Origin of the sequence: Vibrio sp. ZF 223, from assembly GCF_003050585.1 — a bacterium.
Classification (GTDB): Bacteria; Pseudomonadota; Gammaproteobacteria; order Enterobacterales; family Vibrionaceae; genus Vibrio; species Vibrio crassostreae.
The window spans coordinates 25,515-39,012 of sequence record NZ_PIGB01000011.1 but is presented as its reverse complement, the minus strand read 5'-3'; the positions used below and the strand labels follow the sequence as shown (position 1 = coordinate 39,012).

The window sequence follows — 13,498 nt, the reverse complement described above, 5'->3', positions numbered from 1 at the left end:
TTAGTGATGAGCCCACTCAACAGTGTTCAAATCAATCCCTTCTTTATACATATCCCATAGAGGAGACATGTCGCGTAATTTGTTTACCGCTACACGAATTTGTGCAATCGCGTAGTCGATTTCTTCTTCCGTTGTGAAACGGCCGAATGAGAAACGTACTGAGCTGTGTGCCAGTTCATCGTTCAGGCCAAGAGCACGTAGAACGTATGAAGGCTCTAGGCTTGCTGATGTACATGCAGAACCTGATGATACTGCTAGGTCTTTTAGAGACATAAGCAGAGACTCACCTTCAACGAAAGCGAAGCTCACGTTTAGGTTGTGTGGTACACGTTGGTCTAAGTCACCGTTTACCGTTACCGCTTCTAGATCTTGAACACCTTTCAATAGGCGCTCACGAAGTGCTAGTGCGTGATCGTAATCTTTCTGCATGTCTTGCTTAGCAACAGCACAAGCTTCGCCCATACCCACGATTTGGTGAGTAGCAAGCGTACCTGAACGGAAACCACGCTCATGACCGCCGCCGTGCATTTGCGCTTCAAGACGAATACGTGGCTTACGACGAACGTAAAGTGCACCGATACCTTTAGGGCCATACATTTTGTGAGCTGAAAGTGAGATTAGGTCAACTTTCATCTCTTGTACGTCTAGTGGGATTTTACCCGCAGACTGAGCCGCATCAACGTGGAAGATGATCTTACGAGAACGACATAATTCACCGATTGCAGAGATATCTTGGATTACACCAATCTCGTTGTTAACGTGCATGATAGAAACTAGAACAGTGTCTTCACGCATTGCAGCTTGTAGCTTGTCTAGATCGATGATGCCGTTTGCTTCTGGCTCAAGGTAAGTTACCTCAAAACCTTCACGCTCTAGTTGGCGACATGGATCAAGAACCGCTTTATGTTCTGTTTTGCACGTAATTACGTGCTTACCTTTCTTCTCGTAAAAGTGCGCTGCACCTTTAATAGCAAGGTTGTCTGACTCTGTAGCACCTGAAGTGAAAACAATCTCACGTGGGTCTGCATTTAATAGGTCAGCAATTTGCTCACGAGCATTATCTACTGCTTCTTCTGCCTGCCAGCCGTAACGGTGTGAACGAGATGCAGGGTTACCGAAGTTACCGTCCATCGTCATGCACTGAACCATTTTCTCAGCAACTCGTGGATCGACTGGGCATGTAGCTGAATAGTCAAAGTAAATAGGCAGTTTCATTTTCTACTCCAATGTAAAAACTGACCGCTAAGAGCGGGCATTAACACCGTGAGGTGCTGCACTAATCGTTGTAGTGCTCGTATTTTTATGTGCAAAACCATTATTAACCGCAAGATCGATATCTTGACGATCAGAAATTTCTAAAACTTCGTTATCTTTCATTAGCTCACCGAGCGTAATGTCGTTTAAGAAGCTGCTGATTCGGGAGCTTAAATCACGCCATAGAGTGTGAGTTAAACAACGACTACCACCCTGGCAATCTGCTCGACCGTGACACTTAGTCGCATCAACTGATTCGTCTACTGCTGCAATCACAGTTCCGACAGCGATGTCGCTCGCTTCAGCACCTAAACGGTAACCACCACCAGGGCCGCGAACACTAGCAACTAAGCCAGCTTTACGTAACTTAGAAAAAAGTTGCTCTAAGTAAGATAACGAGATGCCTTGTCGCTCTGAAATGTCAGCCAGAGGAACTGGGCTTTTTTGCGAATGCAGTGCTACATCGAGCATAGCTGTTACCGCATATCTTCCTTTAGATGTAAGTTTCATATCACACCGTATCCACATTGTTTATGTGGTTGGAATCTTCCCATACCCGACTAAATTGGTCAAGTATTTAGTTGACTATTTTAGTCAGGTATTCACCCTTAGTTTTCACATGGGCTTTATTTATCGTTTTTGCTCTTCTCAATTGAAGTCAAAATGCCACGTAGAGTATTGATCTCTTGCAGCTCTGGACGAGCTCGGCTAAACAGACGACGCAGCTTATTCATCACCTGCCCCGGCTTATCCTTAGAGATAAATTGGGTATCAATGATCACTTTTTCAAGGTGCTCGTAGAACATTTCTAGTTCTTCGTGACGAGGGTACTCATCTTGTTGCTGTGGTTGATATTGGCTAGCGACCATATCAAGGTGGGCGACACGCACTTCGTAGCTCAGAGTCTGTACCGCCATTGCTAGGTTTAGCGAGCTGTATTCAGGGTTAGCTGGGATACATACATGGAAGTGGCACTTCTGAAGCTCATCGTTAGTCAAGCCCGTACGCTCACGGCCGAATACTAATGCTACTGGGTGCTTCTGACCTTCAATTGCAAATTTTTGTCCACACTCACGAGGCTCAAGCATTGGCCATTCAAGTGTGCGTGAACGAGCACTCGAACCAACCACTAAACCACAGTCTTTTACTGCTTCGTCCAGTGTGGAAACGATAGTCGCGTTTTCTGCGATGTCACCAGCACCCGCAGCCAGTGCTAAGGTCTGCTCGTCAACTTCACATTGAGGGTCTACAAGAACTAATTGACTCAAACCCATCACTTTCATTGCGCGAGCTGCTGATCCGATATTTCCCGAATGAGACGTACCAACCAGAACGACTTTTACATTGTCTAACATGCTATATGACACCACTTTAAAAATAATCGCGAGATATTAACACATAGCAAAGTAAAATGGTCAGACCCTTCGCGCAATGTGAAACCAAGAGTTCAAAAAATAACCACTTCCCTTTTGGTAAAACTTTGGTATACTCGCCGCCGCTTTAAATTGTTCTTTAACATCTTGTGGGAAAAACCATATGCATCCAATGCTAAACATTGCGATACGCGCTGCGCGTAAAGCTGGCAACCATATTGCTAAATCTCTAGAAACAACTGATAAGATCGAATCGTCTCTAAAAGGTAACAACGATTACGTTACTAACATTGCTCAAGAAGCTGAGTACATGATCATTGAGACAATCAAAGCATCTTACCCAGAGCACAGCATTATTTCTGAAGAGAAAGGCCTGACTGAAGGTAAAGACTCTGACGTACAATGGATCGTTGACCCACTAGATGGCACCAACAACTTTGTAAAAGGTTTCCCTCACTTCTCTGTATCTATCGCTGTTCGCATGAACGGTCGTACAGAAGTTGCTTGTGTTTATGACCCAATGCTAAACGAGCTATTCACAGCTCAACGTGGCGCTGGCGCTCAACTTAACAACGCTCGTATGCGTGTTACTCAACTAAAAGACCTTCAAGGTACTGTTCTAGCGACTGGTTTCCCATTCAAGCAAAAACAACACTCAGAATCTTTCATGAAGATCATCTCTGGTCTATTCATTGACTGTGCTGATTTCCGTCGTACAGGTTCTCCTGCTCTTGACCTATGTTACCTAGCAGCTGGCCGTGTTGATGGTTACCTAGAACTAGGCCTTAAGCCATGGGATCTAGCAGCTGGTGACCTAATCGCTCGTGAAGCTGGTGCTATCATGACCGACTTCGCTGGCGGTACTGATTACATGACTTCTGGTAATGTTGTTGCTTCAAGCGCACGTGGTGTTAAGTCTATTCTTAAGCACGTTCGTGAGAACGCTAACGAAGGTATGCTGAAATAATTCAGACCTTACGTTAAAGCTCCCTGTTTTAAGGGCGCATAAAAATTCCAAAGCCTCGCTAGATAGCGAGGCTTTTTTATATCTGTGGTTCAGGGATGCGAGATGCGAGATGCGAGATGCGAGATGCGAGATGCGAGCAGAATAGCGCTTATGGTATTAAGTACAACTCACTTCGACCATAAAATTTGTATTGAGTTTTCCTGCAAAATGCAGCCATAAAAAAACCGCTAGTTGCCTAGCGGTTTTTTTGGTTTAGCGAAACTTGTTAAGCCAAGGCCTAAGGCATTTCGTCAAACTCTTCACCTTCTTTTTCCACTTGTGGTGGCATTAGGTGTTCACGTGTAATACCCAACTTCATTGCTAGTGCAGATGCAACGTAGATAGAAGAGTAAGTACCAACCGTAATACCCAATAGAAGGGCAGTTGCGAAGCCGTGAATCATAGCGCCGCCCTGAACGAACAGTGCGATAACTACGAATAACGTGGTACCAGAAGTGATCAATGTACGACTCAATGTTTGTGTGATTGAGCTGTTCAGTACTTCAGGCGCTTCACCTTTACGCATCTTACGGAAGTTCTCACGAATACGGTCGAATACAACGATGGTATCGTTGAGGGAGTAACCGACTACCGTTAGCAAGGCTGCTACGATGGTAAGGTCGACCTCAATTTGCATTAGAGAGAACACACCAAGTGTGATGATAACATCGTGCGCCAGTGCTAATACCGCACCCGCAGCCAAACGCCATTCAAATCGCACTGATACGTAGATCAAGATACAGATAAGAGAAACTAGGATAGCAAGGCCACCCGCTTCTGTTAGCTCATCACCTACGTTAGGACCAACGAACTCGATACGACGCATTTCAACTTGCTCACCAGTACCATTCTCAATAGCAGAAAGGATTTGGTTACCAAGCGTTTCGCCCGCTACGCCATCACGTGGACGTAAACGAACCATCACATCACGAGCTGAACCGAAGTTCTGTACCGTTGCATCACCAAAGCCTTCGGCTTCTAGTGCACTACGGATATCAGGAAGGTGTGCCGGTTGTTCAAAACCAACTTCAATCAGAGTACCGCCAGTAAAATCTAGACCCCAGTTCAACGATTTCGTTGTTAGGGTGAAGATAGCAGTACCAATCATCAAGATAGAAAAAACAAAGGCAACCTTTGACCAACGCATAAAGTCGATCATTTTGTCTGCTTTTAGAATCTGAAACATATTAATTCCTAGCCTTAGATCGACAGTTTTTTAACGCGTTTGCCGCCATACATCAGGTTCACGATACAACGTGTTCCCACAATAGCTGTAAACATTGAAGTCAAGATACCGATAGACAGCGTTACCGCGAAGCCTTTGATAGCACCAGTACCCACAGCAAATAGAATAATTGCTGTTAGTAGCGTGGTGATGTTGGCATCGGCGATTGTGCTGAATGCGTTCGCGTAACCTTGGTGAATCGCTTGTTGTGGACTACGTCCATCTCGAAGCTCTTCACGTATACGCTCAAAGATCAGAACGTTGGCATCAACCGCCATACCGACCGTTAATACGATACCTGCAATACCTGGCAGGGTCATAGTAGCCCCCGGAATCATCGACATCACACCGATAATCAACACCAAGTTAGCCATTAGCGCAACGTTCGCAATCAGACCAAAGCTGCGGTAGTAAAGCAGCGTAAACAGCATTACAGCAGCCATACCCCAAACCATCGCCATGATACCCATATCGATGTTTTGTTGCCCCATAGATGGACCAATCGTACGTTCTTCTACAATCGAGATAGGCGCAATCAGAGCACCAGCACGCAGTAGAAGTGCCAAGTTATGAGCTTCAGCCGTTGAGTCGATACCAGTAATACGGAAGTTACGACCAAGTGCAGACTGAATCGTCGCTTGGTTAATCACTTCTTCGTGCTTACTTAAGATAACTCGACCTTCCGGTGTTTTACGACCGCTGTCTTTGTACTCTGCAAATACCGTCGCCATTAGCTTACCGATATTCTGACGAGAGAATGCAGACATCTTGCTACCACCTTCGCTGTCTAGCGAGATGTTAACTTGAGGACGACCATATTCATCAACACTTGAGCTTGCATCAGTAATACTTGAACCGCCTAGAATAACGCGCTTCTTAAGTACCACAGGACGACCATCACGATCTTGCTTGATTTCGCTACCCGCAGGGGCACGACCAGAAGCGGCAGCGGCTAAATCAGCACTGCTATCTACTTCACGGAACTCAAGCGTCGCGGTAGCACCAAGGATTTCTTTAGCGCGAGCAGTGTCTTGAACACCAGGCAATTCCACTACGATACGGCTAGAACCTTGACGTTGAACCAAAGGTTCAGCAACACCAAGTTCGTTAACACGGTTACGTAGAATGGTAATGTTTTGCTCAACCGCGTAGTTACGGATTTCTTGAAGACGAGCCTCTGTAAAGCTTGCAACCAAAGAGAAACGACCGTTAGATTCAGAATCTACGAACGTCATATCTTGGTGCTTAGATTGCAGTAGCGATTTCGCTTCAGCAAGCTGCTCTTCGTTACGCAGAATCACTTCAACCGCATCTTTACCAGATGGGCGAATCGCACGGTAACGGATTTTCTCTTCACGAAGTTCACTACGGAATGCTTCTTCTTGTTGACCAACCAGCTTTTGCATCGCCGCGTCCATATCCACTTCCATTAAGAAGTGAACACCACCACGTAGATCAAGACCAAGTTTCATTGGTGCAGCACCAATAGATTCAAGCCAATCAGGAGTTGAAGCCGCTAGGTTTAAAGCAACAATAACGTCATCGCCTAGTGCTTCTGTGATGATATCACGGGCACTAATTTGCGTATCTGTGTCGTTAAAGCGAACAAGAATGGAACCGTTTTCGAGAGCAACGGATTTAGTAGAAAGGTTTTCTGCTTCAAGAGCATTGGTGACAGCATCCAGCGTAGACATATCTACAGAGGCGCCGCGCGCCCCTGTAACTTGAACTGCCGGATCTTCACCGTATATATTTGGAAGTGCGTACAACGCAGCGATAGCGATGGCAAACACCACCATCAAATACTTCCATAACGGGTAACGGTTTAGCACAGCGAGGATCCTCTAGCTGTTTATAGAGATTTCAGAGTACCTTTTGGTAGCACTGCTGTAACGAAGTCTTTCTTGATAACTACTTCGTTGTTTGCGTTCAGTTCGATAGCAACGTAGTCGCTGTCTTCAGCAATCTTAGTGATCTTGCCGATTAGGCCGCCGCTTGTAAGAACTTCATCGCCTTTGCCCATAGAAGACATAAGGTTCTTGTGCTCTTTAACACGCTTAGCTTGTGGACGGTAGATCATGAAGTAGAAGATCACAGCGAACATACCTAGCATGATAAGCATTTCGAAACCGCCGCCTGCTGGTGCACCTTCTGCTGCTGCGTGAGCTTGAGAAATAAACATTTAAAACATCCTCTATTTATATTTTCGTAATTGTTTGTCTAATTGGGTTGCATCCCTTTATTTTCAAGCCCCATCACTCGAAAGAGAGATAGGGCTCGCAAAAAAGAAATACTAAGATTCTTTACCTAGTGGTGGCACTTCACGCCCCATTCTTGCGTAGAACTCTGCAACGAACTCTTCAAAGCGGTCTTCATCGATAGACTGACGAATGTCTGACATTACTCGTTGGTAGAAACGCAGGTTATGAATCGTGTTCAGTCGAGCACCTAGGATTTCGTTACAACGATCCAAATGGTGTAAGTACGACTTGCTGTAGTTCTTACAAGTGTAACAGTCACACTCTGAATCTAGTGGTGTTGTATCGGTTTTATGCTTCGCATTACGGATCTTGATCACACCTTCAGTCACAAACAGGTGGCCGTTACGTGCATTTCGCGTTGGCATTACACAGTCAAACATGTCGATACCACGACGAACACCTTCAACTAGGTCTTCTGGTTTGCCTACGCCCATTAGGTAACGTGGCTTATCTTCCGGCAGTTGAGGACATGTGTGTTCAAGAATACGGTGCATGTCTTCTTTTGGTTCGCCTACTGCTAGACCACCAACTGCGTAACCATCAAAACCAATTTCAGTTAGGCCTTTAACAGATACATCACGAAGGTCTTCGTACACACCACCTTGAACGATACCGAATAGTGAGTTCGGGTTTTCAAGTTTGTCGAAGTGGTTACGTGAACGCTCAGCCCAACGAAGAGACATCTCCATTGAGTCTTTTGCTTCTTTGTGTGTCGCTGGGTAAGGCGTACACTCGTCAAAGATCATTACGATGTCTGAACCTAAGTCTTTTTGGATTTCCATAGACTTCTCAGCGTCCATGAAGATCTTGTCACCGTTTACAGGGTTACGGAAGTGAACACCCTCTTCAGTGATCTTACGCATTGCACCTAGGCTGAATACTTGGAAACCGCCTGAATCAGTCAGAATAGGACCGTGCCAGTTCATGAAATCGTGCAGGTCACCGTGCAGTTTCATGATTTCTTGACCAGGACGTAGCCATAGGTGGAATGTGTTACCTAATAGGATTTCAGCGCCTGTGTCTTTCACTTCTTCAGGTGTCATACCTTTTACAGTACCGTAAGTACCTACAGGCATGAATGCTGGGGTTTCAACGGTACCGCGTTCAAACTGAAGTTGACCACGACGTGCGCCGCTATTAGTTTTTTTAAGTTCGTATTTTAATTTCACGAAGCCTCCAATATGCCAGAGAAACAATCTGACTGTTAATTCAGAACCTTAAGCCAAACAAAAGTTCAGTCCAGTGAGTTCTATGAGGAGCGGTCGCGTATTCCTTGCGAGAGATTAGACAGACACCCTGCCCGACTCCTAGCTTACTGCTAGCACCCGTAAATTCTTATGTATATCGTTTATAACTAGCTTAAATTAGCTTATTTTCTTATTGATGAACATGGCATCACCGTAGCTGAAGAAACGATATTCGCTCTTCACTGCGTGATCGTATGCGCCCATAACATTGTCGTAACCTGCAAATGCACTCACCAACATAATCAGCGTTGATTCTGGTAAGTGGAAATTGGTAATCAAGCAATCCACCAACTGGTATTCGTAACCAGGGAAGATAAAGATTTCAGTGTCACCAAAGAAAGGAACCAACTCTGTGCCTTTCTTCAACGCATCTTGCGCTGCACTTTCTAGTGAGCGTACTGATGTTGTACCAACGGCAATAATACGACCGCCACGAGCTTTTGCTGCAGCTACGGCGTCAACCACTTCTTGCGGGACTTCAACGTACTCAGCATGCATGTGGTGATCATTTATATTATCGACTTTTACTGGCTGGAACGTACCAGCACCAACGTGAAGCGTCACATAAGCAAATTCGACACCTTTTTCTTTCATGTCAGCCATTAGCTTGTCATCAAAGTGCAGGCCTGCTGTTGGCGCAGCAACCGCTCCCGGCTTCTCATTATAGACAGTCTGGTAACGCTCTTTATCTGCGTCTTCATCTGGACGATCGATATAAGGAGGTAGCGGCATATGACCAACACTGTTCAGAATCTCTAAAACGCTTTGATCGGATGTGAAATGGATTTCGAATAACGCATCGTGACGCGCCACCATTTCAGCTTCATATTCATCGTTCTCACCAAGGAACAACTTGGTACCCGGCTTCGGTGATTTAGAACAACGAACATGCGCAAGAATGCTTTTCTCATCAAGCATACGCTCAACCAGCACTTCAAGCTTACCGCCTGATGCCTTGCGACCAAATACACGAGCAGGAATCACTCGAGTATTATTGAAAACAACAAGATCGCCTGGTTCAACCAAGTCTAAAACGTCTTTAAACGAACCATCTATCAGGTTGCCATTATTGCCGTCTAATTTAAGCAGGCGGCTTGCTGTACGCTCTTCTTGAGGGTAACGAGCAATAAGTTCATCTGGTAGGTCAAAGTGAAAATCTGAAACTTGCATGTGTCTAGTCTTGTCTTAGTTGATGAGATTTGTGCTGTTGACGAATAATAAACCGTTGTCGCTAATCAATCGTTACAGTAAGTAAACCGTTACCGTAAACAACGCGCAAACACGACTAAAAATTTCGCAGTGGGCTAGTATAGGCACACGAGCCGCAATAGCAAGGTTTACAGCAATGGATTATTGTAAAGAGGCGTAAAATAATGCTACTAACTCACCTCCTTAAACTAAAGAATTAGTTGCATAAAACTCACCCAAAAATGCGTCAGATCTCAGTTATTTTTAGGATAAAAAACTATAGTAATAGCAACAAAATAAAAAAGAAGGAGGTTCATATGATCAAAGTTGAAGATATGATGACTCGCAACCCTCATACCCTATTGCGCTCACACTCACTGGCCGATGCTAAGCACATGATGGAAGCACTTGATATCCGCCATATTCCGGTCGTTGATTCCGACAGAAAGCTACTCGGTGTTGTCACACAACGCGACGTTCTAGCCGCTCAAGAATCCAGCCTACAAAACATCCCACAAGCTCAATCTTTTACTCTTGCCACTCCCCTCAACGACATCATGCACAAAAGTGTTATGTCAGTAGAGCCACGTGCAGGATTAAAAGAATCGGCTATCTATATGCAGAAACATAAAGTGGGCTGTTTACCTGTCGTAGAAAACCACGAACTAGTAGGCATTATCACCGACAGCGACTTTGTAACCATCGCAATTAACTTGCTAGAGCTGCAAGAAGAAGTCGAGCCAGAAGAAGCTGAAGTAGATTGAGGCAACAATAAAAAGAGCCTCATGACATCATGAGGCTCTATTAGAATCAGATTTACTATTTCTGTTGTTACAGAGGGGTAGCATCACTGCAAAGGTTAGTTTGTCGAGTTCTGAATTGATGCTGAATAACTAGCTGAATATCATCAATCGCTTCCGTCTCAACAATATCGCCATATTCATCACCTAATTGCAGAGACAATCTCCAACCAGAAGCAGCTACACTTCTCTCTTTAAATGAATAGGTTGGATTAAGTAACTCTCTATTGTCATGATAACCTGCCGTTAAGTTAGCGGTCATACGCTGTCTAAAACTACCATTAGATACAACGCTATCACGGGAAATATCAGCAAAACGAGTGGAATAAGAGTTCAAACCACCTTGAAGCCCCTCGCCATCACCTACTAATACTCCTGGAGTGCTACTACGCATGTAACTATTCCCGCCGTAAGTAAGATATGCTTTAGTTGTCGCCTCGCCAGATATGTCGTAATTCAGCGCGAGATCGATAGCAACACCACCAATTTTATCAGAATATGTACCGGCAGCACTTAAGCACATAACGTCATCATCACTACCCACAATCGGACCTTGAAAAAGGACTGAGGATGGAAAGTTTTTCACGGTACTGAACTCTACCGTTAGCCATTCACCAGAAACTAAATCGCGAGATAATAACTTAAGCTTGGCATTAAATGCTTCATCAGCATTCAACATTTCACCACTACCATTTGGGTCTGGGTAAAGGATAGTTCTCCCGTTATAGTTATCAATGTAACCAAAGATATCCCTCTTGAGAGAAATAATATCCACGGTTTGATGACCATTCGATGTATACCATCCGCCATAGAAACTTTCCAAAGCATTGAGGTATTCGATAGATTGCTGAATGTTTGATACTTTGAATACATCGCCTTTATCTAGCTCTGCATTACGGTCATTGAACAACACTTGTCTACTATGCTCAAAAGCTTGTACAGCATAAAACAGCCACTCTTGAAGTTCAGAAAACTCTAATTCTGCTTGATACGTTTCAACAGTCAAAGTGCTGAAAGATAGTGGATTAGCGTACGAGCGCTCTGAAGTCAGATACTCATTTTGGTCGGTTTCCGCGACCAAACGCAAAGCTTCAGCATTTAAAGCAAGTAACCTACCAGCATCATCACTTAAATTAGAAAGTGACTTAGCCATATCAGCTCTAGCCGTTGCCAATTCTAAGGTTAGTTGTTGAATTCGCCCCTTAGCAAAAACATCTGATGTCTCTACCTGTAAACCTTTTATTGTTGCACGCTCAAGCAAAGCCAACTTCTGTGTATATAAGTCAGCCTTAAGAGAACTTCCCTTCAATGCACCTTGTAAGTTCTCGACAGCAGTAAATGTCGATGATAAATCGGTAGAGCCGGTATCATTCAAGAAACGATTTAGTATATCAAGAGAGTGTTGTACTTCTTCAGACAGCAGCAATGTGTTCATATCGAAAGTCGAAGTTCGACTTTCATCAATTAGGCTTTGGAGCTTAAATTCATTAAGACCTAATTTAACCGTGATCTTATCGACCAAATTACTAGTTTGCTGCACCAGCTCAAGACGTGCCACTTCTAGTGCTATGTTGTTTAATACCTCACTATGGACTCTATAAGCTCGTTCAACTTCGCGCTTTGCAGCTTGAATGTTTTTCAACTGATAGCCGATTAAGCTGCCTCTACGTTGACTCTTAGTCTGCTCTTTACAGGAGTTAACAATCAATGAAGAAGGGCAACCTAGAAGAGTTGATAACCTCTCTTTTGAGCGTTGATTTTCTTGCTCAAAATTTCGTGTAAAGACGCCCAACTGATAACGGTAATCAAGGTGTTTTTTTTGAGCAAAATTCAGTGAACTCTCAAGAGAGAGCGTCATTTCATCTAATACTTTCCCTATAACCTCAGTTGAACTGCTCCCAATACTATCTTCAGAGTCATAATCTGGCATCAACAAAACGAAATCATCTGGCAGCCCTAAATAGTTAGCTCCACCTTCGAGCCAGTTGGCTACAGATTTCAATTCAACAACGTTACCTTTAAATTTATCTAGCTCAGACGACAATATTATATGGGTATAGGAATCATCGCCTAACAAACGACGTAACTGCGTCTCTTTTGAAATAACTCGCTCAAGCAGTGAACTAGCATCATATGCAAGCTTAGATTTTTGCTCTACAGAACTCGCCGATACCGACTTTAATTTACTAATTTGTAACTGCTGAGCTAATAACTCATTCATAAACTGATAAGCTAATAAAGCATCTTTATAACCTGTAATTAAACGGTCTTCTTGGTATACAGGTAATGACTGTCCTTTTTCATTTAGGTATCGAGCACTTTTCACATCACGAAATGGCTGCGCACTAGCAAATGATTGAGGGTACTTTTCGATCAATCTCCAATAATCATCAAAAGCGCTTAATAGAATATCTAAAGACTGTTGACGGTACTTTTCCACTACGGCTGTGCTTGCTCGATCTACCCATAATATTCTAGCTTGGTCAGTTGCACGATTCGCCAAAATAAAATCTGCTGTAGCACGATCATAATAAATATCAAAAAGTACCGCTTTTAAGCCCACCAAATCAGAAGTTTCGATAACGAGTTTTTCAATCGTTTTAATGGCACCAGCAGCTTGACGTTTTTCTGCATTACCCCATAAAGAGTCGAAGGGCCATCCTTCTCCGCTTTCAGATATTGCAACGATAATATTTCCTGTTTTTGGGTCGAGAGTAAACATACGCTCCAAATAACGAAAAGCTGTTAAATCTTTAGCTTCAGTATCTTTTGCATACTGAGGATATAATTTAGATAACGCTTGTTCGATAGTCGTATATGTTGTAGAAAATTGAGGTACGCTCGACCAACAGCGTTCACCTTCAATAAACTCCTGATAACAACTCTGCCTTAGATTATTCTCATCAAATAAAGAGTTTTCATTTTTATCATCTGAAGCGTTAGCAACTCCTGACAATAGTAATAAGGGCGTAAAAAGCCCTACCAAACGCTGTTTAGTATCAATCATAATTATTCTTTTAATTTTATTTTTGACCATTAAGTAAATAACATAATGGTCATTTACTTTACCTAGCTAACAATAATATTTTTTTATCATTAGTCGGGTTCACTATCCACACAGGGAATGTAATATCAACTTTTATA

Annotated in this window: 11 protein-coding genes; 2 read left to right on the top strand and 9 right to left on the bottom strand. The window is 43.6% G+C overall.

Going from position 1 to position 13,498, the window contains the following annotated elements; genetic code table 11:
• The 3 genes from CWO13_RS18670 to trmJ all read right to left on the bottom strand — a co-directional run bounded on the left by CWO13_RS18670 (position 1) and on the right by trmJ (position 2,609).
• Entirely contained in the window at positions 1-1,215 is a 1,215-nt protein-coding gene (locus CWO13_RS18670) for an IscS subfamily cysteine desulfurase (RefSeq protein ID WP_017629866.1), read from the bottom strand.
• A 27-nt stretch (positions 1,216-1,242) separates the two neighbouring features.
• Complete coding sequence (iscR, locus tag CWO13_RS18665; protein ID WP_010440512.1) at positions 1,243-1,764, bottom strand: Fe-S cluster assembly transcriptional regulator IscR; 522 nt, start codon at positions 1,762-1,764, stop codon at positions 1,243-1,245.
• 116 nt (positions 1,765-1,880) lie between these two features.
• Positions 1,881-2,609 (bottom strand): tRNA (cytosine(32)/uridine(32)-2'-O)-methyltransferase TrmJ, encoded by a 729-nt coding sequence (trmJ, locus tag CWO13_RS18660; RefSeq protein ID WP_017062835.1) that lies wholly within the window; start codon positions 2,607-2,609, stop codon positions 1,881-1,883.
• Between the two features lie 181 nt (positions 2,610-2,790).
• Here trmJ and suhB point away from each other — a divergent pair, with 181 nt between their 5' ends.
• Positions 2,791-3,594: an inositol-1-monophosphatase gene (suhB, locus tag CWO13_RS18655; protein ID WP_017062836.1), complete on the top strand. Its 804-nt coding sequence runs from the start codon at positions 2,791-2,793 to the stop codon at positions 3,592-3,594.
• A gap of 277 nt (positions 3,595-3,871) precedes the next feature.
• Here suhB and secF read toward each other — a convergent pair whose 3' ends face one another.
• The 5 genes from secF to queA all read right to left on the bottom strand — a co-directional run bounded on the left by secF (position 3,872) and on the right by queA (position 9,536).
• Positions 3,872-4,819, bottom strand: coding sequence for a protein translocase subunit SecF (gene secF, locus CWO13_RS18650; protein ID WP_048658840.1), 948 nt, complete (start codon positions 4,817-4,819; stop codon positions 3,872-3,874).
• Positions 4,820-4,833: 14 nt separating this feature from the next.
• On the bottom strand, positions 4,834-6,690 hold the full coding sequence (gene secD, locus CWO13_RS18645; protein ID WP_080967378.1) for a protein translocase subunit SecD: 1,857 nt from the start codon (positions 6,688-6,690) through the stop codon (positions 4,834-4,836).
• 20 nt (positions 6,691-6,710) lie between these two features.
• A complete protein-coding gene (yajC, locus tag CWO13_RS18640) occupies positions 6,711-7,040 on the bottom strand; it encodes a preprotein translocase subunit YajC (protein ID WP_010440492.1) in 330 nt (109 codons plus the stop codon).
• 111 nt (positions 7,041-7,151) lie between these two features.
• Positions 7,152-8,288 (bottom strand): tRNA guanosine(34) transglycosylase Tgt, encoded by a 1,137-nt coding sequence (tgt, locus tag CWO13_RS18635; protein ID WP_107899069.1) that lies wholly within the window; start codon positions 8,286-8,288, stop codon positions 7,152-7,154.
• A gap of 195 nt (positions 8,289-8,483) precedes the next feature.
• Complete coding sequence (gene queA / locus CWO13_RS18630) at positions 8,484-9,536, bottom strand: tRNA preQ1(34) S-adenosylmethionine ribosyltransferase-isomerase QueA (RefSeq protein ID WP_108083366.1); 1,053 nt, start codon at positions 9,534-9,536, stop codon at positions 8,484-8,486.
• Positions 9,537-9,871: 335 nt separating this feature from the next.
• Between queA and CWO13_RS18625 the strand changes: the two genes are divergently transcribed.
• The gene (locus tag CWO13_RS18625; RefSeq protein ID WP_108083365.1) at positions 9,872-10,318 is read left to right on the top strand and encodes a CBS domain-containing protein; all 447 of its coding nucleotides are present in this window, start codon (positions 9,872-9,874) and stop codon (positions 10,316-10,318) included.
• 67 nt (positions 10,319-10,385) lie between these two features.
• Here the strand turns inward: CWO13_RS18625 and CWO13_RS18620 are convergent, their stop codons facing one another.
• Positions 10,386-13,361, bottom strand: coding sequence for a hypothetical protein (locus tag CWO13_RS18620; protein ID WP_108083364.1), 2,976 nt, complete (start codon positions 13,359-13,361; stop codon positions 10,386-10,388).
• Between the last annotated feature and the right edge of the window lie 137 nt (positions 13,362-13,498).